Here is a 22,263-nt window from a genome sequence, read left to right as displayed (position 1 = left end):
CGTAAGTTAAATGACACCATTTTTAAAAGAAGTTGCAGAAGATTTAGTTGCCAAATTTGGTGATGATTTACAGCATTGTGCCATTGTTTTCAATAACAACAGGCCAGCAACCTATTTGCGTAAATATTTGGCCGATATTATCCAAAAGCCATTTTTTAGTCCTGCCATATATACCATCCAAGAGTTTTTTGCTGGAAGTATAAAAGAAAAACCAGCCGATTTCTATTTACAGTTTTTTACCCTACTTAAAATATACAATAGGTTATTAGAGGAAGAGGGTCTTGCGCCCATGAAGAGCAGTCAGTTTTTCCCCTTGGCCAAAATTATGCTTAGTGATTTTGCCCAGATCGATAATGACTTGGTAGATGCCAACAAGCTTTACCAGGAAATGGAAGATGTAGCACAAATCAATCTGGAATTCGACTACCTCAGTAAAGAACAATATGATTTTTTAGCGCAGTTTTGGCAATCGTATAGCGAAGGAAAGCATAAAAAACAGCAGGAGCTTTTTATCAAAATGTGGCGACGCATGCCACGTTTATATCAATTGTTTCACGAAGCGCTAAAAGCACAAAATTACATCACCAATGGGCAAGTTTATCGTCATTTGGCCAATACAGATTTAACCACGTCTGATTTTATCAACTCCTTTAACCGGGGGAAAATCATATTTGTAGGCTTTAATGCGTTGACCAGAGCCGAGGCAAAAGTATTTACACACTTGCAGGAAGCAGATAAGGCGCTGTTTTACTTCGATACAGACACTTACTACTTGGATGATGAGCTTCAAGAAGCGGGATTGTTTTTAAGAAAGAATTTTAAACAACTAGGTTTAAAAAACGCCTTCGAAGGTGATGGTAATGGTTTTACTTCCGCGAAGCATACGGTGAATGTCTACAAGGTTCAGGGGCAAAGTGCACAGGCGAAAATCCTCCATCAAATTATTGGAGATGAGGATGGGAAGGAAGAGGTGGGTACCACAGCGGTTATTTTAGCCGACGAACAATTGCTGATGCCCGCACTGCAAACCATTAATGATGGTATAGACCTCAACGTAACCATGGGCTTTGCTTTGGCGGGTTCCACCGTTTTTGGCCTGGCCGATTTGTGGTTGGCCACCCAGTTAGAATTGAAAGAAACAAACAAGGTAGCCTATCAAACTTTGGAAGCTTTTGTTACTCATCCGCTAACGGGGCTAAGTGCAAAATTAAAAGCCAACGTGCAAGAAGCATTATTGCGTGATAATGTAGTAAGCATTGATTTGCACCGCTTAATTAAGCAAGGTGGTATTTTCGAAAGATTTTATCAAAAGATAGACGACCCAGCTCACTTAGTTGAGGAGCTGTTAAGTGTGATGAAGTATCTTTTGGCACGTTTATCTACACAACAGTCGTTGAAAAAAATTGATGCGGATTTGCTAGTGAAAACCATCGAAGAGCTCACTCGTTTGAATGATACTTTAAGAACTTTTGTGGCTGGAGAAGAGTTTCGCTTTGTGGTGCAGCTCATCCAGAAATCTTTGTTGGCTGTGTCTGTGCCTTTAAGCGGAGATCCCCTAAAAGGAGTGCAATTGATGGGTTTGCTGGAAAGCCGTAACCTCAATTTCGATAGGCTTATTTTCCTGGGCTTCAATGAAGGAATTATCCCCAAGACATCCATAGGTAATAGTTTTATTCCTGATAGTATTCGTAGAGCTTACGGTTTGCCAGTACTCGAAAATTTGGACGCCATTTCCTCTTATATGGTCTATCGTTTATTGCAAAGAGCTAAGGATATCAATTTTGTCTATAATAGCCTAACAGATGAACGAAATACCGGCGAAGTCAGTAGGATATTGAAGCAATTGGAGTATGAAAGTAGTTTCAGCTTCAATTATCAGTCCTTAAATCTGCCTGTGAGCACAGAGCCCAAGGAAGAAATCATTATCGATAAAAAAGATCCTGTGATACAAGCCGCTTTACAGCGATATCTCAGTGGAGAGAAGATTTTATCGCCATCGGCCTTAACCATGTATATCTCTAACCCTATTGATTTTTTCTTCCGATACATTGCCGAAATTAAAGAGCCAGAGGAGGTAACCGCAGTTATAGAAGCCAATCAGATAGGCTCTATATTGCACAAGGTGATGGAATATTTTTATATAGGAGAAATTGGGAAAGAAGTTACCGCAGATGTGATTTTGGTAAAGAGAAAAGCATTGAAGCAAATGGTAACCAAAGCCTTCAATTTTGTAATGACCAACAGGGAGGAGAGTACTTTGGAGTATTCTGGCATGCAAAAGGTGATTTTGGCGATTGTGGAAGCCTATGCAAATATCATTTTAAATAGAGACGAAGCCGATGCCCCTTTTACCATCCTTAGCCTGGAAGAAAAAATAAGTACCGAGTTGGAATTTGAGCTCAACGGAGAAATGCAGCAGGTAAAACTGTTTGGCTTTATTGATAGGGTCGACGAACGCAATGGCGTAACTCGTATCATCGACTATAAAACCGGAAGTGATAAACTTACCTTTTCGGAAATAGACAAACTTTTTGATACGGATGGAAAAAATATCAACAAAGCCTTAATCCAAACACTAATTTACACCTACGCTTACGAAAGGCAGTCGGGGAGGCAAGGCGTTGAGCCAAGTTTGTTCGTCGTAAAAACCATGGCCGATGGGCATGTATATTTTAGATCTAGAAAGTCTACGCTGTCTGATGCTTATTTGGAAGAAATTAAGCCGCTATTTTTAGCGCAGTTGCAGCAAAAAGTAGCAGAAATTTTCGATCTGAATGTGCCGTTTAGGGCAAGTCAGGTGCCAGATAATTATAGCTATTCTATTTATAAAACCTTATTTGGTGTTTAATTACACGGTAATGCTGGCAGATCAATATTCTTAACTCATCAACCTAAATCGTAAATTACGATATGCTTAACCTAAATTTTAATCCGTTTCCGGTTTTACGAACACAGCGCCTGCTGCTACGGCAAGTGGTTGAAGCCGATGTGCCATATGTGATAAAAATACGGGGCAATGAAGAAGCCATGCGCTACATTCCGCGGCCAAGAGCAAAAACCGAGGAAGATGCGCTAGGCGTAATTGCAATGCTCACCAATGGCATTAGCGAAGGTAAATCGATCAACTGGGCCATTTGCAATGCTCAAAATCCCAACGAAATTTATGGAATCATGGGTTACGTCAATTTCTATCCACAAGAACTTAAAGCCGAAATAGGTTATATGCTGCATCCAGATTATTGGGGAAAAGGTTATGTGCCAGAGGCCATTATAGCCGTAGAGAAATTTGGTTTTGAAAACATTAAGCTCGAACTCATAGAAGCCAAGATAGATCCACGGAATGATAATTCAAGGAAAGTGCTGTTAAGAAACAATTATCAATTTGACCGATTGATGCAAAAAGAAATGACCTTCGAAAATGAAGCATTAGATTCAGAGTACTATATAAAGCACCGTATGTAAATTCTTATATTTGTAACATGCAGCGACTAGATAGAACAGCATTCAAAGCGCATACTGCCGCACAAGCAGATAAATCTGATGTGGCTGTATACAAAAACATGACTTGGCAAGAACGGTTACGGGTTGCCAATTATCTTAATAGTGTTGCTTACAATTATCCAGAATTTAATCCTCCAAAAATGGATAAGACTTTCTTTAGGATAAAAATCAGGTGATATGGGCAACATATTTAATGAGGACTTTCGAGAGTTTATCCAAGCATTAAATCACCATGATGTTAAATATATGCTGATTGGTGGCTATTCAGTAATTTTACATGGCTATTCTCGGACCACTGGAGATATGGATATATGGGTTGAAAGAACGGAAGAGAACTACGCTAAACTTGTTTCTGCTTTCTTTCAATTTGGGCTTCCAGTATTCGATATGACGAAGGAAAATTTTTTGAATCATCCTGAATGGGAAGTTTTTAGTTTCGGCAGACCTCCAGTATCCATTGATTTGATGATTATTGTAAAAGGACTTGAGTTTCAGGCGTGTTATCAGAAAGCAGTGTTTTTCTCTGAGGATGGACTTAACATAAGGACCATTAACTATAAGGACTTGATCAAAGCAAAAAAATCCTCAGCAAGACCAAAAGATATTAATGATTTAGATAAGCTTTCTCAAACCAGTAACGAAGAATAACGATGCTAAAACACGCTGTGCCAATTCTCGCTTCTCTCCATGCAGATGATACGATTGCTTTTTATACCCAAAAGTTAGGTTTTACCTTTCATTCTAATTGGGATGGCTATCTCATTCTTAGTAGAGATGAGATCCAGGTCCATCTTTGGCCTACTTTAGATGAAGAAATACCTAAGAATACGGGTTGTTATGTAAACGTAACCAACGTAGACCTGCTTTATAAAGAGTTTTTACCGTTGGATATTGTACATCCCAATGGGAAGTTGGAAAATAAGCCCTGGGGAATGAGACAGTTTTCCATTTTGGATAATAACGGCAATATCATCCATTTTGGAGAAGATATTTCAGGAGAAGGCTAAGGGATTTCAAATTTTCATTTGGCAAATCATCTGTTTTATAACATTTTCTACGGCCAGTAAGCCAATTGCAATATTACAATTACGAGCTTTTTGAACCTTTGCATTGCAACAAAGTAATAATTATATTTGCCATCGTTAATTTTCAGCAAAACAATGAGAGAAATCCAATTCAGAGAAGCATTACGCGAAGCATTGAGCGAAGAAATGCGCAAAGACCAGAACATTTTCATGATGGGCGAGGAGGTTGCGCAATATAATGGGGCCTATAAAGTAAGTCAAGGAATGTTAGACGAGTTTGGTGACAAGCGTATCATAGATACCCCAATTGCCGAGCTAGGTTTTGCAGGTATCGGAATTGGAGCGGCAATGAATGGCCTTAAGCCAATTATCGAGTTCATGACCTTCAACTTCTCGCTGGTAGCTATCGACCAAATCATCAACTCGGCGGCAAAAATGTTGTCAATGAGCGGAGGCCAGTTTTCAGTGCCAATCGTTTTCCGTGGGCCAACTGGTAACGCAGGTCAATTAGGTGCTCAGCACTCACAAAATTTCGAAAACTGGTATGCTAACTGCCCAGGTTTGAAAGTGGTTGTTCCAGCTACTCCTTACGATGCCAAAGGTTTATTAAAGCAAGCTATTTTAGATCCAGATCCAGTAATTTTCATGGAATCTGAGGTAATGTACGGCGATAAGGGCGACGTGCCTGCAGAAGAATATTACTTAGAGATAGGTAAAGCCAATGTAGTTAAAGAAGGTACAGATGTAACCATCGTTACTTTTGGTAAAATGCTGACCCGCGTAGTTAACCCAGCAGTAGAGGAATTAGCCAAAGATGGGATCAATGTAGAAGTCATAGATTTACGTACCGTACGTCCAATTGATTACGCTACCATCATCAACTCTGTGAAGAAAACTAACCGTTTAGTGGTAGTAGAAGAAGCTTGGCCATTGGCTTCAATTTCTTCTGAAATTGCCTTCAACGTACAAAAAAACGCATTCGATTATTTAGATGCACCAGTAATTCGTGTTACTTGTGCTGACGTTCCGCTTCCGTATGCACCAACTTTAATTGCTGCCAGCTTACCCAATGCTGAAAAAGTAGTTAAGGCGGTAAAAGAAGTAATGTACGTTGCCAAATAAGAAATAACCATCGGCTTTGCCTGATAAAATATTGGAAATCCCGTTCTGCAAAAGAGCGGGATTTTTTTGTGCCCCTTGCTGTCATTCCGAGGAACAGAGAATCGCTAAGCACCCTAATAAGAAAACTAAAAACTATGAATTGTTTTGTTTGCTCCAGTACGCTTCGATAAACCCAGCGTGACCACAAGCAAACAGCGCAACAAAATGATTATATAATACGCTACAAGTAACTAACATCACAAAACAAGCTGTCCTGGCTCATTCATTACCTCAATTTCTCATGCTAATATTGTCTTAACAAAATCACATAATACGATGAGAAAAATATCAACCCTACTTCTTTTGATTGGATTAGCCACAAGTGTATTTGCACAGCAAAAAGGCGATTTTAGAGTACGTCTGCGTGCCACGGCCGTCATTCCTCAAGAAAGCGCAACCATCAGCACCATTAACGGCGATGTCGATATCTCTAACACCATTATTCCCGAACTGGATTTTACCTATTTCCTGGCTAAAAACTTCTCCGCTAACCTTATTCTCGGTACCACCAAACATGAGGTAAGTGCGGTAAACACCGCTTTGGGCAATGTAGATTTAGGAAAAGTTTGGCTACTGCCGCCAACCTTAACGCTGGCCTATCACTTGCCTGTAAGTAAGCAAGTACAACCTTATGTAGGGGCAGGCGTGAACTACACTATTTTTTACGGGATTAAAGATGGGCCAGCCATTGCCAAAACTTCATACAAAAACACTTTTGCGCCAGCAGCTCAATTGGGGGTTGATTTTGATATCAGCAAAAGGCTATTCCTCAATTTTGATGTGAAAAAGCTATGGCTAAGCACTGATGCTACCGTTACCACCATTCCTACTGTAGCGGGAGGAGCTACCGTAGTGGCTGATACTAAAATAAACCCTTGGTTATGTAGTTTCGGGATCGGAATAAAATTGTAGCTTTTTACAACCAAATACTGGCCCCATGTTTCAATGCATGGGGTTTTTGTTTTCTTCAAACTTTTAAATCAAATCATTTTCATTTAACCTGAGTTCGGAATGAACAAACTTTTTCTACCTGTTCTTTAAGAATTATCTGCTGCAATTGGTAACCGCAAATGCCCCTATGTGCCGATGTGGTTTAATATAATACCTAAAAGAACCACATAGGTACATCGCAAACTCGGTAGCATTAACCAAGAGTCGTTGCTTCTTAAACGGTGATTTTTTCTTTAAGTTTTTTTAATATTTCTTAAATAAGGGTTATCTTATTCAAAAATGATTGGTATGGAAATAACAGATGTAAAGATTTCGAGAAAGAAGCCCATATTTCCAGTTAGCGAAAATTTGCATAAATACCTGCGTACCTACCAGCGGGATGCACGCTTGCCCGTAAATTACGAAGCGCTGAAAGCGTTTACCGAGAGCTATCCGATACTAGATAAAAGCGGTAAAGATACTTTATGGGAAAGCCCTATCTATGCCCAGGGTCAAATGGAGGAGCTGCACAGCGGTTTAAAGGTAATTTACGCCAAATTAAAAGCTTCAGGGAATTTGCGCATCGTAGAGCATAAATATATCGATAGGATTGACTATTGTACTTTTGGGAACACCCATCCATTTAGAATAAGAATAGTGAACCGCCTAAATGATGTTTACGATTATTTTTATGTGAAAAAGGCGGACGCTTCCAGGATTTATGGCCTGGAACTGGAGGAGATCCTTTCGCCAAACCAGGTAAATTATTTGGTTGATGGCGATACCATGATCGAGGAGCATATTGTGGGTTTGCCTGGTGACGTGTTCAACCAAGGAATGATACATCAAGCGGAATACAATCCTACCCGTATTGCAAAAGAGTTTGTAAAGTTTAACGAGCGCTGTTTGGTTACTTTGTTGGGCGACATGCGTTCTTACAATTTTGTAGTGCAAATAACCCCTGATTTCGACGATATCCAATTCCGCATACGGGCAATAGATTTCGATCAGCAGTTTTACGAGGGCAATATCAAGGTTTACATGCCGCAATTTTTCAAGGAAAATTATCCTTTGGTAAAACTGTGCATGGAGCACCTCACCGAGAAAACGGTTCAGCAGTACAAACAGGAAGAATTGTCGTCCATTGTACATCGGGTACGCAGTGAACGCCATCGTTTAACCGATTTGAGGGATGTTTCTTGTAAAGAGGAGCTAACGACTAAAGAAAATATCACGAGGCTAAAAAAAAGTATGGCAGTTTACTACAAGGAATCGGCCTATGAAGATTGTAAGAACATGACGGATATTATTGAGCTTAACCTTAAGAATATCATCAGGCAGGTAAAATTATAGTTTGTCTAAGATTCCATCAAGCCAACGGTGCCTCCAACCCAATCAAAATCGGCGTTATAGCGTACGCCAATCATTTTACCACGACTTAAGCGGGCCAAATTGATGCAAAGCTGCGGTTCTTCGCCATCAGGCCATAAATACATCAATCTTAATTCTACTTTTACACCACCATCAGGAGCTTTTACAATGGGTTCGTAAGTTACTTTACGCTGTAATATCCAGTTCTCGGGATCCTTTATTTCACGGATATCACTTTCTTTTACGTCTATGATTACACCCATTCCGGCAAAAGAAAACAGGGGCTTTAAAACGTAATTTTCCAAGTCAGACGGTAGCTCGGTGAGCTCGTTTAAAAACCTCGTTTCGGGAACAAACTCGCCTGTTAGCATTGGCATCGTATATTTACTGATGCGGTAAAACCAGTTGGGGTGCGTTATCCATTCCACCTCTACGTCTTCTCTAGGATCAAAGCTGTGCTCAAACATGGAATTTTGTCCTGCAATTTCATCAAAAATCAGGCGGTTGTAAATCCGCTTGATCAGCACTTTTTTGTCATCTTCCATGTAATATAGCTTGCTTCCTTCCTTTTTTACTTCTTCTAAGGGTAAGATCTTAATACCCAGTTTGTTGGCTGTAACATGGAAATCGATTACAGTCTTTTGATTGAGCGCATCAACATCCATAAGAATTACCTGGTGGGGGTGGTGTTGGCCCACAATCACTTTTTTCAGTAAATTGAAATAGCTTTCCTCATTTAAACCGTTAAAAAAAGGACTAAGTTGTGGGTTAAGGTTAAAGCACTCTTTATAGGTGTTTGCCAAATGAGCTTGAAAGCCATACAGCGATGGGAACCCTTGCATTTCAATCAGCATTGGCTTGATTTCTCCATGCTCGTCCCTGCAAATACCGAAATCAAAAGTTAAAAAATGTGGGTGATCGTTCTCATTGGGCACTATCCAATCTTTAGGGATAGCATTTTTGGTGATCTCTTTAAAGTCGCTGCGTTTAATTGTTGAGATGATTTGATCTCCTGCAGCAATCAATTGTTGCTTTAGTTCTTCAGGAATAAAAACAGGAGATTCGGCCAGCCTAAACGTAATTTCGGGATATCCTAAGGTAATCTTTCCTAAGAAATCCTCGTATTTCTGCTCACTGAAACCGGCATTAAAAGCTGTTCTGTATTTTTCAATCATGGGTAGCCTTAAGGATTAAGAATAAGCGTTTATGCGAATTGCAGCGCATGAATGGCTTCATCCAAGAAATTTGGTAAAATAACGCCTTTGGTTAGCATAATTCTATCTGGATTTTCCAAGCTGTTCAACATGTCATAATACTTGTCTTCGCCGTGGTTTTTAATAATGGCTTCTTTCTTTTCTTCCTGTAATAAATAAATTTTCATGCCTGTAGGGTCAGCTTCCGGATGAAATTGGGTGCCGATTACATAAGGCGAAAAGCGTATGGCCATCATGCATCTTTCCAAGTCTACGTGCGGTCTATCCTTTTCAATGGCCAATAGCTTGGCGCCTATTTTTTCAAAGGCCTTGCGGTTGGGTTGTATAACCTGCCAATCTCTACTGTCTACCGAAAAAAATGGATTGTTAAGGCCGTTAAAAATAGGTTCTTTTTCACCTTCTGCAGTTAAGGAGATGGGAAAAATCCCAAAGGCATTGGATTTTCGCTGGGTTACTTCGCCCAATTGATACTTCCTACAGCCTAGTTGGAAAGAATGGCAAATCAAGAATGCGTATTTTTTTTCATCGCTGATCAGATTGAAGTTGTCAATTTGGTCCAATAAATTAAAAAAACTGCTTTCCCATTGCTGGCCTTCTCCATCGTAAGGGTTTCCAGGGCCGCCGCTTGAAATGTAAATGTTGTAACTTAAATCTGGGACTTCTCCTTTTTTCCTAATGTCAAATATGTCAATGGTTAAATTGAGGTGATTATCAGTTTTATATTGGTGTAAAATTTCCTGTATACCCCTCATTCCCTGGTTAGGGAAGCCCATATTCATATCAATAATGGCTACCTTAATACTGTTGCTATCGTTCATCTTTTTATTTCGCACCTATTAATGTTTGTGTAGTGATGTAGTCTACTACTGATTCATAGCTTTGGGTTTGTTCATAAACCGCCAGCTGTCTATCGGCCCCAGTTCCGTTGGCCAAAATCTTGTGTACGTACTCAATTTCCCTTCGGCTGCCTAGCTCGTCTACTACGTCATCTATAAAATCTAACAATTCAAGGACCAAATTTCGACAATTTACTTCCATTTCTTTCCCAAAATCTATTAAATTTCCGTCAATGCCGTAACGGGCGGCCCGCCATTTGTTCTCGTTAATGAGTGCCCTGCTGTAAGAAATGAAGTTTAAATTTTGTAAGCGCAACTTGTACAATTTGGCGCATAGTGCCTGAAAAATGGCCGTAAAGGCCATTGTTTCATCAATCAGCATAGGGCAATCACATACCCTAAACTCAATGGTTTCGAAGAAAGGGTGTACACGAATATCCCACCATATTTTTTTCGCATTGTCTATACAATTGGTCTTGATCAAGAGCTTCACATAATTGTCATAATCTTCAATACTATTAAAAATATCAGGAATGCCAGTTCGGGGAAACTTGTCGAACACTTTTGTGCGAAACGATTTATACCCAGTGTTTCTTCCCTCCCAAAAGGGCGAATTGGTAGAAAGGGCAAATACGTGCGGTAAAAAGTAGCGTACCTGGTTGGCAATATGTATGGCCAGTTCTCGTGATTGGAAACCTACGTGTACATGTAGACCAAAAATTAAGTTGGACCTGGCGGCTTCCTGTAGTTCGTTTACAATTTCACTGTAGCGAGGATGTTCGGTAATGAGCTGTTTTTCCCAATGCGAAAAAGGATGCGTGCCAGCAGCGCCAATGCGCAGGCCCTGTTCGCCTGCAAGTTCTGCCACGGTTTTTCGCAGTTGCGAAATTTCTGCTCTTGCTTCATCTGTATTTCTACAAATACTGGTCCCTACTTCTACCACGGCCTGGTGCATTTCTGCTTTCACCTGGTCTTTATGTATTTTTTGTGCTGCCTCTACAATCTTTTGGTCATGAGAGGTTAGCTCTCTGGTAATGGGATCAATGATCATGTATTCTTCTTCGACCCCTAATGTAAACTCGTTCATAGATAGTTCGGTTTAGCGTTATTTAATCGGTTTTTTGGCAGTTGCTTTTGGTTTGGCTACCGCTTTGGTACTGGCCGTTGCTTTGGTAACTTTTGTGGTTAAGGGCGTGCCGGCAGCGCTGGTTTTAACGTAGTTTCCCCAAGTGAGGTTGTTTTTGCCAAATTCTTGAGCCAATGCTTTTTCTATTGCATAATTAGCGGCGGTTTCAACTACCCATTCAAAGTTTTCTTGGCCAACACTTTCCAGGCTTGCATCTGGCGCCGGATTACAAAAATCGATGGCAATTGGAACGCCGTTTCTCACCGCAAATTCTACTGTATTAAAATCATAACCCAGATATTGGTTAAGTTTTAAGGTGTACTCTTCAATCTTTTTTAATAGCTTATCGCTTGGTTTTGGCCCATTAACCACATAACGTAGGTGGTGCGGGTTGCGCGGTTCGTACGGCATAATTCGTACATGCTTGCCGCCAATGCAATAACATCTAAAATACTCTTCGAAAATAATTTCTTCTTGCAGCATCATTACCGTTTGTTGGGTTTGGCTGTGTTTTTCAAAAAACTCTTCCATGCTTTCCAGTTTGTAAACCTCTTTCCAGCCGCCGCCGTCAAAAGGTTTCATGTAGGCAGGAAAACCCACGTAATTAAATATCGCCTCCCAATCAAAGGGCATCACCAAATTGGTAAACGAATGCTCATTGGTGTCGTCGGGATGCTCTCTAGAAGGAATTAATGCCGTTTTGGGTACAGGCACCCCAATGTTTTCGGCTAAGGCATTGTTGAAAAATTTCTCATCGGCACTCCACCAGAAGGGATTGTTAATAACTGCCGTGCCGCCCATGGCCGCATTTTTTAAGTAAGCCCTGTAAAAAGGTACATCCTGCGAAATACGGTCAATAATTACGGCATATTCAGGTTTTTCGGCTTGGAAAACCTTGTCTATTTTTACAAATTCCGCGGTAATGTTTTCAACCGCCTTTTGGTTCACCCTGTCTACAAAAGCTTGTGGGAATGAACGCTCCTGTCCAAATAAAATTCCGATTTTTTTCATAGTATATATGTTTAAAGTGTTGATTGTGCTGAAGTATTCTTTTCTAATTATGAGCTCCTATTCCTAAATCTGATAGACATATTCGGGAAACATTTCTCTCCATATTGGCCAGTCATGGTCTGCGTTGGGCTTTATGTCCAGCCAATGGCTAATTCCTTTTTGATGTAAAATTCCCGATAGATTTTCATTGTCAGCCCGGCACATATCGCGGTCAGTAGTGCCCAAAACAATTTTAAGCTGCCAAAGCTCGGGATTCATATTGTTTGGGATATAATCAATAGGGTTGTTGAAATAAACATCGTCGTTATAAAAGCCATCCAGTTGACCTCTGATGTTAAAAGCGCCACTCATGCTAAAAACATGGCTTATTGCCCAAGGATGCCGGAATGCAAAGTTCACCGCATGGTAGCCGCCAAAGCTACATCCGGCCGTAATGACTTTGTCCCTTCCCGTTTCGCTGCTTGCAAGGGGAAACAGCTCTTCTAATAAGAACTTATCGTACCAGATATGGTTTTTCACTCTTTCCGCAGGATGTATGCTCTTGTTGTACCAGCTTAAGGAATCAATACTATCGGGGCAGTAAATTTTAACCTTCCCTTCTTCAATGAAGTGCTGCACGGATTCTATTAACTTAAAATCCTTGTTTTCGTAATATCTTCCCATGCTGGTGGGAAATAAAATAATGGGATAGCCGCTATGGCCAAAAACCAAAGTTTCGATCTCTCTGTTGAGGTTGGGGCTGTACCATCTTTGTAATTCCTCTTTCATTCGGTATAATGGTTATAGAATTTAAGTTAGTCATTTTCAGTTACAAAAAAAATAATACCTATTTTTTTTGTCTACTTAATGGCTGTAGGTTTTTGAGATAATGATAACTTTGTAGCGGAATTAGAAGAATAACCGCAAACATTAACGATACTGTTTATCAAAACTACCTATCAAATAAAATCGAAATATCTTCAACGTACGGTTGATTTGGACGTTTATGTTCCCGCAAATCTGTTGGGCAACGAAATCGTAAACTTGCTTTTGGTGAATGATGGGCAAGACTTGTTGCAAATGGGCTTGGAAGATCATTTGTTGGAGCTGCAAAATAAGTGGAAAATAAATCCCGTAATTACCGTTGGGATTTATGCTGGGGAACAACGTTTGCTGGAGTATGGAGTTGCTAACAGGCCTGATTTCAAAGGCAGGGGTGGCAAGTCCGATTTGTACACCGCATTTGTAATGGGAGAACTATTGCCTTTTATCCAAAAGCAATTCGGAAAAACCATTAATGGTAAAAAAGCTTTTGCAGGCTTTTCATTGGGTGGTTTAACCGCTTTTGATATTGCTTGGCACCATAGTGATATTTTTGACCTGGTGGGGGTGTTTTCGGGCTCTTTTTGGTGGCGTAAAAAAGATCTATCAAAAGATTATACCGATGATGACCGAATTTTGCACGAGATGGTTAGAGAAACTCCCGACAGGCCTAATTTGCAGTTTTGGTTAATGACAGGTACAGAAGATGAAACGGCAGACCGTAATCAAAACTTTATCATTGATTCGATAGATGACACGGTGGATGTGATCAAAGAACTGATGAAAAAGGGATACGAACGGCCTAGGGATATCTTTTATTACGAAATGGTTGGCGGTAAACATAATGTGCCTACGTGGGGGCAGGTATTGCCAAAGTTTTTAGAATGGGCTTTCGCTAAATAAGGGTTTAAATCTTGCCCATTACATACATATTTTCCATGGTTGGCGTTTCACTACCGCCCCTCTTTTCCAAAGTAATGGCAAAGGCTTGTGCCGAGGCAATGGCCGTCATTTTTTGCACCGCAGTTTCCGAATCCTGATTATATACGCCTAGGCTAACGGGTTTTCCATTTACAATGGCCCATAGCTGGTATTGTTGCTCCTTGGCAGTTGCAGGCAGGTTTTCCAACGCCAAATATACATTGTTGGATTTTTGCTCCAAATAAACCATGGCCTTCATGTTAGGGTGTTTTGCAACTCCTAACAATGGAATAGATTTCATTTGGGGGTTGCTGGCCATATCCCACTTACTCTTTAGGTTTTGATAAGCAAGCTGGTTGTCCTTTTGCGCTTCGGTTAAAGCTGCAACTTGGTTTTTTATCGTATTTTGAGCATTGTTGAGATAAAGGTTCAGGGACGCACTGGCGATTAATAAAATAGAAGCAGCAATAGCAAACCATTTTAAGGTTGCTTTGCTGTGATCTGTACTTTGTGCCGGATAAAGAGGTTTTGCAACAGGTGCTGCCGGTATATCTTCAACAGCAACAGGGTTTTCTTGGTCATCGCTAATTTTGGCCCATATTGCTGATTTAAGATTGGGAGGTGGGGCAATAGCCTGCTGCGACGCAAAATCTTCCAATGTATTTTGTGCGTCAATAATAGCCTGCTTCACCTCGGGATTGTTCTTTTGGATACAGTCCAGAATGCGTATTTCCTCCTCAGAGGCTAAACCCATCACATAGGCTTCTATAATACCAGACGATATGTAATCTTTAATGTCCAATTTATCGGTAATCTTTTAATAATCTTTTCAACTCAATCAAGGCGTTTCTAGTTCTCGTTTTAATGGTTCCAATAGGGATATCAAGTCTTTCAGCGATTTCCTGTTGTGTATATCCTTTGAAATAAGCTAATTCTATCAATTCCCGCCATTCTCCTTTTAGTTGCGACAGCACGTTTTTCATGCCAATGTGGTCAACGTTGGTGACGGTGGCGTATTGCTCGCTATCATTTACGAATTCTGGAATAGTTTGGTTTTTTTGCTCGTTCTGATAGCCTCTGGACCTGATATAGTCAATGGCCGTATTGCGTGCCAAGTTAATCATCCAGGTATATAAGCGACCTTTTTCCGCATCAAATTGCCCTATATTTTTCCAAATCTTAACAAAGACATCCTGTATAATCTCGTCGGCATATTCTTTTAAGTGCACTACCTTGGTAATGATACCATAAATGGCCCCTGCATAATTATCATATAGATAGTTAAATCCTTTCTCATCTCGCTTTAAGAGCAAAGCGATGATCTCTTGTTCGGATAATTTGGGTTGTGTGCTCAAAAAAAAGTGCTTTTAACAAAAATATAAAAATATCTGAAAGTCAAGCTTTTTTAAATCTGTTTTTAATCCTTTATCGTACATGGGTTAAAAACGAAGATGATATGAACACATTTTTAAAAAGGGAGGTGTTTTTATGGCTGCTGAGCGGCATGCTAGCTGTACCAACATTTGGACAGCAAAAAGCTAAAAACCCTTATTATTCCAGAACAGATCAAAGCAAACTCCATGTAAGCAATAAAGAATGGAAGCGAATTTTAGGGCCTGATTTATATGCTGTAGCTCGAGAGGGGGCTACCGAAAAGGCTTTTACGGGCAAGTATAATGAGTTTGATGTAAGGGGCACCTATTATTGTGCCGTTTGTGGAAATAGATTGTTCCGCTCAGGGGCAAAATTTGCCAGTACCTGCGGCTGGCCATCATTTTTTGAGCCAGGTGCTAAAGGAAGTGTTGCCTATAAAGAAGACACATCCTATAATATGGTACGTACAGAAGTGCTTTGCGGCCGGTGCGGTTCGCATTTAGGACATGTATTTGATGATGGCCCCCAGCCTACGGGCAAACGTTATTGCATGAATTCTATTAGCCTTGATTTTGAGGCAGATAATGGGCGTTCTTTAAAAAATATTCAAAAATAAAAACCGAGGGCTTGCACAATCTCGTAAGTGTAGGCAAAGACATAAATCATTAAATAAAATTTAAACATCATGAAAAAGTTAACAAATCTATTGGCCTTAAGTGTATGCGCATTAAGCTTCACCTTTTCAAATGCTACCATGGCGCAAAGTTCAAAAAAAGAAAAAACAGTAATGGTAGGTGGAGCGCCCATGTATCCATCAAAAAATATTGTAGAAAATGCCGTAAACTCAAAGGACCACACTACTTTGGTGGCAGCGGTTAAAGCAGCGGGTTTAGTAGAAACTTTATCATCAAAAGGCCCATTTACCGTTTTTGCCCCTACTAATGCGGCTTTCGATAAATTGCCTAAAGGTACCGTAGAAACCTTGGTGAAACCAGAGAACAAAGCAATGCTTACTAAAATTTTAACCTACCATGTGTTAGCGGGCAACCATAGTGCTAAATCTATTTGGGCTGCAGTAACTAAAGGTGGCGGTAAAGCCGTGATGACTACTGTTCAAGGAGAGAAACTGACTTTCTGGACCAAAGGAAAAGATCTGTATGTGAGAGATGCTAAAGGTAATGACGCAAAAGTTACCATTGCTGATGTGAACCAATCGAATGGCGTTATCCATGTAATTGACACCGTTTTAATGCCTTAGTTTTCATTTTTGATTAATAAATGAGGCCCTGCACGTGCAGGGCTTTTTTTGTTGGTTTGTTGCCCCTTAAAAAAAATATAAAATATTTTTATCCTCCATACAATAAAGCCTTGTTAAGAGAGTTTATATTACTGAGAGCGTTAATTTAGATGGCGGGGACAAGGTGGTATGCCGAGTCCCCGTTTCTTTTTTTATCCCAAGCTTGATAGATATTCTTGATGATTGGATTGAGATAAGTGATTTTCTTTCACGTTTTGCTAAGCGTAACTTCACCACATGATTAAAGGATTATTTGAAACACACCTTTTCGTAGAGGATTTGGAGAGGTCTGTAAATTTTTATAAAAATGTATTGGGGCTTATTGCGTGTGGTTATAACGATGAGCGTAGGGTTGCCTTTTTTTGGATAGGCGAGCCTAAAGGCGCTATGCTTGGTTTATGGGAAAAACCGAAGAGTGAAATCGATATCCGTCATTTTGCGTTTCGCTGCGACGTTGACGAGGTATTGAACAAATCTATTGGCTTTTTGAAAGAAAGAAACCTGCAGCCTTATAATTTTCTGAAAGATGGAAAGGAGAAACCCATGGTTTTTGCCTGGATGCCAGCTGTAGCTATTTATTTTAAGGATCCCGATGGGCACGAACTGGAGTTTATTGCCATGCTGGAGGGGGAAGGAAAGCCTGAGTTGGGGGTGATTAGTTATGAGGAATGGCTACAGCATCAGTAGGGCCCCCTCTCGAGTGTTCGTCGGTAAGCATTTAGATGACGTTTAAGGTACAGCATTGCTAAAGGCTTAGCCTAGGGAAATTAAGTAATCACCCTTGCCTTGCGTCCTAAACCCGATTGAAAGGTAAAGCGGGGCTACAGTGGCGAATTGGCAATGCAATTGATTTACAAAAACTTAACATATTTTGCTTAGCGTTTGTGTTTCGTTTTTCGGCTTTTTTCGCTACCTTTGCGCCCTTAAATACTATCGCATAAGATGCAAAATATTAGAAACATAGCTATTATAGCCCACGTAGACCACGGTAAAACCACCACGGTAGACAAAATTTTACATGCCTGCTCTATTTTTCGCGACAACGAGGAAACTGGAGATTTGATCTTGGACAACAACGATTTGGAGCGTGAACGAGGCATTACCATCGTGTCTAAAAACGTTTCGGTTAAATATAAGGACGTTAAAATTAATATTATTGATACCCCTGGTCACGCCGATTTTGGTGGCGAGGTAGAGCGTGTATTGAAAATGGCTGATGGCGTGCTTTTGCTTTGCGATGCTTTTGAGGGAGCAATGCCTCAAACTCGTTTTGTAACTCAAAAAGCTTTGGCTTTGGGCTTAAAGCCAATTGTAGTGGTAAACAAAGTTGATAAAGAAAACTGTCGCCCTGAAGAAGTTTATGAGCAAATTTTTGAGTTGTTCTTTAACTTGGAGGCTACGGAAGAACAGTTGGATTTCCCGGTAATTTACGGTTCGTCTAAAAATGGTTGGATGAGTACTGATTACAAACAACCAACGGATAACTTTTTCCCTTTATTGGATGCGATTGTGGAACACATTCCAGCTGCGCCGGTAAATGAAGGTACTTTGCAAATGCAGATTACCTCTTTAGATTATTCTTCTTTTGTGGGCCGTATTGCTATTGGCCGTGTACACAGAGGAACCATTAAAGAAAACCAACCTGTTACTTTGATTAAACGTGACGGCAAATTGGTTAAATCTAGGGTAAAAGAATTATATACTTTTGAAGGTTTAGGTAAAGTTAAAACTACCGAAGTTAGATCTGGCGATATTTGTGCGGTGGTGGGTATTGATGGTTTTGATATTGGAGATACTATTGCTGATTTTGAAGCGCCAGAACAACTACCGGTAATTAAAATTGACGAACCAACCATGAACATGTTGTTTACCATTAACAACTCTCCGTTTTTTGGTAAAGAAGGTAAATTGGTAACCTCACAACGTATTAAAGACCGTTTATCGAAAGAGATGGAGAAAAACTTGGCCCTTAAAGTGGTTGAGACTGAATCTCCTGATGCTTGGTTGGTATATGGTAGAGGTATCCTTCACTTGTCGGTTTTAATTGAAACGATGCGCCGTGAAGGTTATGAGTTGCAGGTAGGCCAGCCACAGGTAATCGTTAAAGAAATTGACGGACAGAAATGTGAGCCAGTAGAAACTTTAATTGTTGACGTTCCGGCAGAGGTTTCTGGTAAAGTAATTGAGTTGGTAACACAACGTAAAGGTGAGTTATTGATTATGGAGCCAAAAGGCGATTTGCAGCACTTGGAGTTCGAAATTCCTTCACGTGGTATTATTGGTTTGCGTAACAACGTATTAACCGCTACCGCCGGCGAAGCGATTATGGCACACCGTTTTAAAGCTTATGAGCCGTGGAAAGGTACAATTCCTGGCCGTATGAACGGTGTTTTGATTTCTATGGATAAAGGTCAAACTACGGCATATTCTATTGATAAATTGCAAGACCGCGGTCGTTTCTTTGTAGATCCGGGGGTTGATGTTTACGAAGGACAGATTTTGGGCGAACACATTCGTGATAACGATTTAGTGATCAACGCTGTTAAAGGTAAAGCTTTAACCAATATGCGTGCCTCAGGTTCTGATGATAACGTTCGTATTGCACCAGCCATTAAATTCTCATTGGAAGAAGCAATGGAGTACATCCAAGCTGACGAATATATTGAGGTTACTCCTGCAAGTATGCGTTTACGTAAGATCTTTTTAACAGAGAACGAGCGTAAGGTGAAAGGCAAGATTTTTCAATCGTAATTGATTGTATGCTAGCATAGTAAATTCGGAAAATTGAAATTAATTTATTAACTTTAGTTGTCCGAGACAGAGGAGAAATTGTAAAGCCCCCCCGACTTTTTGTCGGGAGGGCTTTTGCGTTTTTATGAGTTATTTATAAAAGAATTTTATGGGAACACTATATTGTGCTCTAACAGGTTTGCCATCTAATGAGCCCGGCTTCCATTTTGGGCTAGTTTTTAGCACTCTTATAGCCTCTTCGTCTGTCCCTGAGCCCAGGCCCCGCAGTATTTTGATGCTGGAAAGTGATCCGTCTTTTTCGATGATAAAGGAAGCGAATACATTTCCACGGATACTTTTGGCCTTAGCAGCCTCCGGATATTTGAGGTTTTTGGCAAGAAATTCATAGAATTTAGTAAGGCCGCCAGGGAACTGTGGAGGATTTTTTAAGGCCACAAACGAATAAAGTTGATCTCCCTGGCTTTTGTTGGTTTGCGCTGGGCTGAGCCCATACCCTAATAATGCCGCTAATACGACAAGCGTAATTTTCTTCATTTTTTATTTTTGGTTTGTTTTTTTGCTAGGCCTGCCAATTACCGCCTTCTCCGCATTTTTTGTGGTAATCAATATCACCCCATTTTTCCCTTTTTCACCATAAAGGATCGTGGCGTTTTCATCTTTCAGGATGTTGATGGTTTCAATGGTTTTGGTGTCTATGCCAGTAATCTGGCCGTTTTCCACAACCTCTCCATCTAAAATATAAAGCGGTAGTTTCCCGTCATCAAAATCAGCGCCCCTTAAGCTCAGTTGATCTCCGCTAAGTTGTACTACACCGTCTCTGGACTGTACTTTAAAGTTCTTTATGGTGCCGGTTTGCCTTTTGCCTAAACTAAATTTGATAGGGAGGCTATATTTTACCCTTACCGCTTTCCCGTTCTGGGTTCCCGGATTCCATTTGGGGCTAAGTTTCAAAACCCTTATTGCTTCTTCATCGGTGCCATAGCCCAATGGCCTGTCTATCTTGATATCATTTATTGAGCCATCTTTTTCAACAACAAAGGATACAAAAACATTTCCCTGAATGTCTTGCTTGGCAGCTTCCTCTGGATATTTAATATTGTCTGCTAAAAACTTGAAAAAATCGCTAATGCCTCCAGGGAAGTTTGGCGGGTTTTCCATGCTTACGAAACTGTGCACCTCATCCGGTTCAAAAGGATAGCCTACAATGGAAATGGTGTTTAAGCTGATAAAGTTGGGCTTATTTTTAACAGTTTCATTTAGAAATGGTGCTGAGGAACCTTGGAGTATAAAAGCTACTTTTAGGCTGTAGCTTCCGTCTTTTAGCGCTCCGTCTTTGTAGGCGCTTATCCTTTTAACGATTTCCTCATCACAGCCTGCCCCTAATTTGGCTTCTATTTTAATGTCTGTGGTTTTTCTGTTGATGACCTTAAAGGTAACTATTAGGTTCCCCTGAACTTTATTTTCGGCAGCTAAAGGGGGGTATTTCACTGTATTGCCCAGATATTTATAAAAGGAGTTGATCCCCTCAACCTCTTTACTGCCCTTTGGAATTGGGAATCTTACCGTAGGCTCGGCAAGTACAACCTCCACAGACCTTTCTGGCGTTAAATTTAGCACTTCAGCTACGGCTGCCTTTGCTTCTTCAAGCTGTACCTGCTCTGCAGCGGCTAAAAGTTGTTCGTTTTTTCTGATGGTTGAAGATGAAAGTAATTAGGCTAAGGCAAATAGCGGAACGAAAATGCCATATTTGACAATGGCTGTTTTTCTTGACCTTTCTTTGTAGAGCATAAAGATCCGTTTCTTAATCATCGATTTCCTGAGAAAGCCATTGGTTAAGGTATTTACATTTACGCCAAAAGCCTGGTTAAGCAATAACATGGAGTAGGCTTCTTTGTTGCCCTGGAATTTAGCGGCTGCTTCGTCGGCCAAATATTCGTGGATATTTTTAACAGTGGCTTTGTACAGGTAGATGACAGGATTAAACCAGGTGAGAATGCCCAGCAGCTCAAAAAACAATACATCGAAAGTGTGCAGCTGTTTAACGTGGATGTCTTCATGATGGTTTACCGTTTCAAGGCCCGGCAGATTGTTGGCTACTATTTTTTTGTTCCAAAAGGAAAATGCCAATCCGTTTCTAGCGTCGTTGAACATTTTTTTTACACCAACCAACTGAACAACAAAACGGCCCAAAAAGAATAGTATGCCCAATAGGTAAATTGCTACAATTAAGCTCCCCCAGTTAAAGCGTTTAGCCTCTGCCACTACAGCCCCTTGCGTAATAAGCTGGTTAAACTGCTCAACCTGTACATAAATCTGTTGGCTGATTTCCTGTTTGCTAAACCAATCTAGCTGTATAAACGGAATAGCTAACGAGAAAACACCCGAACAAATTAAATAAGCTCTATTTAGTACAAAATAGGTTTCCTTAGTAAGTAATAATCTGTAAAAGGCATAAAATACAACCAAATAGATATTTACCTGCAATAAATAATGTGACCAGCTCATTTTGGTTTGTTTTTAAATTTATCAATCATTTTCAAGATCTCATCCACATCGCTCAGGTCAAGTTTTTCTTCCTTTACAAAAAAGGAGAACATGCTTTCTACAGAATTTTCGAAATAGCTGCCCAGTAGTTTTTCGGTGGCGTGTCTTTTATACTCGTCCTTTGAAATTAAAGGGTGGTACTTGTGCGACTTGCCAAAGGCCTCATGGCCTATAAACCCCTTTACCTCTAAAATTCGGATAATGGTTGATACCGTGTTGTAGGCAGGCTTAGGCTCAGGCAGATGGTCAATGACCTCTTTAACAAAAGCGCTGTCAAGCTGCCACATTACCTGCATAATTTGTTCCTCTGCCCTGGTTAAATCTTTAATTTCCATATCATCTATTTAAATAGTGTTCTTTAAAGCGCAAGCTTAAGAAATATTCCAACACCAATATATAA

The 22,263-nt window shown here is 40.3% G+C and carries 24 protein-coding genes; 13 read left to right on the top strand and 11 right to left on the bottom strand.

Going from position 1 to position 22,263, the window contains the following annotated elements:
- Positions 1–10 precede the first annotated feature (10 nt).
- From DUT71_RS01260 to DUT71_RS01225, 8 genes are all read left to right on the top strand, one after another.
- The gene (locus DUT71_RS01260) at positions 11–2,848 is read left to right on the top strand and encodes a PD-(D/E)XK nuclease family protein (RefSeq protein ID WP_113660711.1); all 2,838 of its coding nucleotides are present in this window, start codon (positions 11–13) and stop codon (positions 2,846–2,848) included.
- A gap of 62 nt (positions 2,849–2,910) precedes the next feature.
- Positions 2,911–3,462, top strand: a complete 552-nt coding sequence (locus tag DUT71_RS01255) for a GNAT family N-acetyltransferase (RefSeq protein ID WP_113660710.1) — start codon at positions 2,911–2,913, stop codon at positions 3,460–3,462.
- A 17-nt stretch (positions 3,463–3,479) separates the two neighbouring features.
- On the top strand, positions 3,480–3,677 hold the full coding sequence (locus DUT71_RS01250; protein ID WP_113660709.1) for a hypothetical protein: 198 nt from the start codon (positions 3,480–3,482) through the stop codon (positions 3,675–3,677).
- A gap of 1 nt (position 3,678) precedes the next feature.
- On the top strand, positions 3,679–4,149 hold the full coding sequence (locus DUT71_RS01245; protein ID WP_113660708.1) for a nucleotidyltransferase: 471 nt from the start codon (positions 3,679–3,681) through the stop codon (positions 4,147–4,149).
- A gap of 2 nt (positions 4,150–4,151) precedes the next feature.
- Positions 4,152–4,508 (top strand): bleomycin resistance protein, encoded by a 357-nt coding sequence (locus DUT71_RS01240; protein ID WP_113660707.1) that lies wholly within the window; start codon positions 4,152–4,154, stop codon positions 4,506–4,508.
- 153 nt (positions 4,509–4,661) lie between these two features.
- Complete coding sequence (locus DUT71_RS01235; RefSeq protein WP_113660706.1) at positions 4,662–5,648, top strand: pyruvate dehydrogenase complex E1 component subunit beta; 987 nt, start codon at positions 4,662–4,664, stop codon at positions 5,646–5,648.
- Positions 5,649–5,963: 315 nt separating this feature from the next.
- On the top strand, positions 5,964–6,599 hold the full coding sequence (locus DUT71_RS01230; RefSeq protein WP_113660705.1) for an OmpW/AlkL family protein: 636 nt from the start codon (positions 5,964–5,966) through the stop codon (positions 6,597–6,599).
- A 327-nt stretch (positions 6,600–6,926) separates the two neighbouring features.
- Complete coding sequence (locus DUT71_RS01225; protein ID WP_113661072.1) at positions 6,927–7,970, top strand: hypothetical protein; 1,044 nt, start codon at positions 6,927–6,929, stop codon at positions 7,968–7,970.
- A 5-nt stretch (positions 7,971–7,975) separates the two neighbouring features.
- Here the strand turns inward: DUT71_RS01225 and DUT71_RS01220 are convergent, their stop codons facing one another.
- The 5 genes from DUT71_RS01220 to DUT71_RS01200 form a co-directional block, all read right to left on the bottom strand.
- Positions 7,976–9,163, bottom strand: a complete 1,188-nt coding sequence (locus DUT71_RS01220; RefSeq protein WP_113660704.1) for a hypothetical protein — start codon at positions 9,161–9,163, stop codon at positions 7,976–7,978.
- 29 nt (positions 9,164–9,192) lie between these two features.
- Positions 9,193–10,020: a type 1 glutamine amidotransferase gene (locus DUT71_RS01215; RefSeq protein ID WP_113660703.1), complete on the bottom strand. Its 828-nt coding sequence runs from the start codon at positions 10,018–10,020 to the stop codon at positions 9,193–9,195.
- Between the two features lie 4 nt (positions 10,021–10,024).
- A complete protein-coding gene (locus DUT71_RS01210; protein ID WP_113660702.1) occupies positions 10,025–11,125 on the bottom strand; it encodes a carboxylate-amine ligase in 1,101 nt (366 codons plus the stop codon).
- A gap of 18 nt (positions 11,126–11,143) precedes the next feature.
- Positions 11,144–12,175 carry an ATP-grasp domain-containing protein gene (locus DUT71_RS01205; protein ID WP_113660701.1) on the bottom strand — a complete coding sequence of 344 codons (1,032 nt, stop codon included), beginning with the start codon at positions 12,173–12,175 and terminating at the stop codon, positions 11,144–11,146.
- A 63-nt stretch (positions 12,176–12,238) separates the two neighbouring features.
- Positions 12,239–12,943 (bottom strand): esterase family protein, encoded by a 705-nt coding sequence (locus tag DUT71_RS01200; protein WP_113660700.1) that lies wholly within the window; start codon positions 12,941–12,943, stop codon positions 12,239–12,241.
- Positions 12,944–13,090: 147 nt separating this feature from the next.
- Between DUT71_RS01200 and DUT71_RS01195 the strand changes: the two genes are divergently transcribed.
- Positions 13,091–13,879 (top strand): alpha/beta hydrolase, encoded by a 789-nt coding sequence (locus DUT71_RS01195; RefSeq protein ID WP_113660699.1) that lies wholly within the window; start codon positions 13,091–13,093, stop codon positions 13,877–13,879.
- Positions 13,880–13,883: 4 nt separating this feature from the next.
- On the opposite strand, the gene DUT71_RS01190 is transcribed toward DUT71_RS01195, so the two are convergent.
- Entirely contained in the window at positions 13,884–14,699 is an 816-nt protein-coding gene (locus DUT71_RS01190) for an anti-sigma factor (protein ID WP_113660698.1), read from the bottom strand.
- Between the two features lies 1 nt (position 14,700).
- Positions 14,701–15,252, bottom strand: a complete 552-nt coding sequence (locus DUT71_RS01185; protein ID WP_113660697.1) for an RNA polymerase sigma factor — start codon at positions 15,250–15,252, stop codon at positions 14,701–14,703.
- 101 nt (positions 15,253–15,353) lie between these two features.
- On the opposite strand from DUT71_RS01185, the gene msrB reads away from it, so the two are divergent.
- From msrB to typA, 4 genes are all read left to right on the top strand, one after another.
- Entirely contained in the window at positions 15,354–15,887 is a 534-nt protein-coding gene (gene msrB / locus DUT71_RS01180) for a peptide-methionine (R)-S-oxide reductase MsrB (RefSeq protein WP_113660696.1), read from the top strand.
- Positions 15,888–15,956: 69 nt separating this feature from the next.
- Positions 15,957–16,529, top strand: a complete 573-nt coding sequence (locus tag DUT71_RS01175; protein WP_113660695.1) for a fasciclin domain-containing protein — start codon at positions 15,957–15,959, stop codon at positions 16,527–16,529.
- A gap of 276 nt (positions 16,530–16,805) precedes the next feature.
- Entirely contained in the window at positions 16,806–17,255 is a 450-nt protein-coding gene (locus DUT71_RS01170) for a VOC family protein (RefSeq protein ID WP_113660694.1), read from the top strand.
- A 255-nt stretch (positions 17,256–17,510) separates the two neighbouring features.
- On the top strand, positions 17,511–19,319 hold the full coding sequence (gene typA / locus DUT71_RS01165) for a translational GTPase TypA (RefSeq protein ID WP_113660693.1): 1,809 nt from the start codon (positions 17,511–17,513) through the stop codon (positions 19,317–19,319).
- Between the two features lie 129 nt (positions 19,320–19,448).
- Here the strand turns inward: typA and DUT71_RS01160 are convergent, their stop codons facing one another.
- The 4 genes from DUT71_RS01160 to DUT71_RS01145 all read right to left on the bottom strand — a co-directional run bounded on the left by DUT71_RS01160 (position 19,449) and on the right by DUT71_RS01145 (position 22,198).
- Positions 19,449–19,853: an energy transducer TonB gene (locus DUT71_RS01160; RefSeq protein ID WP_113660692.1), complete on the bottom strand. Its 405-nt coding sequence runs from the start codon at positions 19,851–19,853 to the stop codon at positions 19,449–19,451.
- A gap of 3 nt (positions 19,854–19,856) precedes the next feature.
- Positions 19,857–20,909, bottom strand: coding sequence for an energy transducer TonB (locus DUT71_RS20140; protein WP_162795908.1), 1,053 nt, complete (start codon positions 20,907–20,909; stop codon positions 19,857–19,859).
- A gap of 120 nt (positions 20,910–21,029) precedes the next feature.
- Positions 21,030–21,824 (bottom strand): M56 family metallopeptidase, encoded by a 795-nt coding sequence (locus tag DUT71_RS01150; protein ID WP_113660691.1) that lies wholly within the window; start codon positions 21,822–21,824, stop codon positions 21,030–21,032.
- Complete coding sequence (locus DUT71_RS01145) at positions 21,821–22,198, bottom strand: BlaI/MecI/CopY family transcriptional regulator (RefSeq protein WP_113660690.1); 378 nt, start codon at positions 22,196–22,198, stop codon at positions 21,821–21,823. Before DUT71_RS01145 ends, DUT71_RS01150 begins: the two co-directional genes overlap by 4 nt.
- Positions 22,199–22,263: the final 65 nt, after the last annotated feature.

The organism is Pedobacter nanyangensis (assembly GCF_003313505.1).
In the GTDB taxonomy this organism is placed as follows: Bacteria; Bacteroidota; Bacteroidia; order Sphingobacteriales; family Sphingobacteriaceae; genus Pedobacter; species Pedobacter nanyangensis.
This window is presented reverse-complemented; position numbering and strand designations above follow the sequence as displayed.

Bases quoted from the DNA above. Each gene is read 5' to 3' on its own strand.
- DUT71_RS01260 (WP_113660711.1), top strand. From the start codon at position 11: ATGACACCATTTTTAAAAGAAGTTGCAGAAGATTTAGTTGCCAAATTT.
- DUT71_RS01255 (WP_113660710.1), top strand. From the start codon at position 2,911: ATGCTTAACCTAAATTTTAATCCGTTTCCGGTTTTACGAACACAGCGC.
- DUT71_RS01250 (WP_113660709.1), top strand. From the start codon at position 3,480: ATGCAGCGACTAGATAGAACAGCATTCAAAGCGCATACTGCCGCACAA.
- DUT71_RS01245 (WP_113660708.1), top strand. From the start codon at position 3,679: ATGGGCAACATATTTAATGAGGACTTTCGAGAGTTTATCCAAGCATTA.
- DUT71_RS01240 (WP_113660707.1), top strand. From the start codon at position 4,152: ATGCTAAAACACGCTGTGCCAATTCTCGCTTCTCTCCATGCAGATGAT.
- DUT71_RS01235 (WP_113660706.1), top strand. From the start codon at position 4,662: ATGAGAGAAATCCAATTCAGAGAAGCATTACGCGAAGCATTGAGCGAA.
- DUT71_RS01230 (WP_113660705.1), top strand. From the start codon at position 5,964: ATGAGAAAAATATCAACCCTACTTCTTTTGATTGGATTAGCCACAAGT.
- DUT71_RS01225 (WP_113661072.1), top strand. From the start codon at position 6,927: ATGGAAATAACAGATGTAAAGATTTCGAGAAAGAAGCCCATATTTCCA.
- DUT71_RS01220 (WP_113660704.1), bottom strand. From the start codon at position 9,163: ATGATTGAAAAATACAGAACAGCTTTTAATGCCGGTTTCAGTGAGCAG.
- DUT71_RS01215 (WP_113660703.1), bottom strand. From the start codon at position 10,020: ATGAACGATAGCAACAGTATTAAGGTAGCCATTATTGATATGAATATG.
- DUT71_RS01210 (WP_113660702.1), bottom strand. From the start codon at position 11,125: ATGAACGAGTTTACATTAGGGGTCGAAGAAGAATACATGATCATTGAT.
- DUT71_RS01205 (WP_113660701.1), bottom strand. From the start codon at position 12,175: ATGAAAAAAATCGGAATTTTATTTGGACAGGAGCGTTCATTCCCACAA.
- DUT71_RS01200 (WP_113660700.1), bottom strand. From the start codon at position 12,943: ATGAAAGAGGAATTACAAAGATGGTACAGCCCCAACCTCAACAGAGAG.
- msrB (WP_113660696.1), top strand. From the start codon at position 15,354: ATGAACACATTTTTAAAAAGGGAGGTGTTTTTATGGCTGCTGAGCGGC.
- DUT71_RS01175 (WP_113660695.1), top strand. From the start codon at position 15,957: ATGAAAAAGTTAACAAATCTATTGGCCTTAAGTGTATGCGCATTAAGC.
- DUT71_RS01170 (WP_113660694.1), top strand. From the start codon at position 16,806: ATGATTAAAGGATTATTTGAAACACACCTTTTCGTAGAGGATTTGGAG.
- typA (WP_113660693.1), top strand. From the start codon at position 17,511: ATGCAAAATATTAGAAACATAGCTATTATAGCCCACGTAGACCACGGT.
- DUT71_RS01160 (WP_113660692.1), bottom strand. From the start codon at position 19,853: ATGAAGAAAATTACGCTTGTCGTATTAGCGGCATTATTAGGGTATGGG.
- DUT71_RS01150 (WP_113660691.1), bottom strand. From the start codon at position 21,824: ATGAGCTGGTCACATTATTTATTGCAGGTAAATATCTATTTGGTTGTA.
- DUT71_RS01145 (WP_113660690.1), bottom strand. From the start codon at position 22,198: ATGGAAATTAAAGATTTAACCAGGGCAGAGGAACAAATTATGCAGGTA.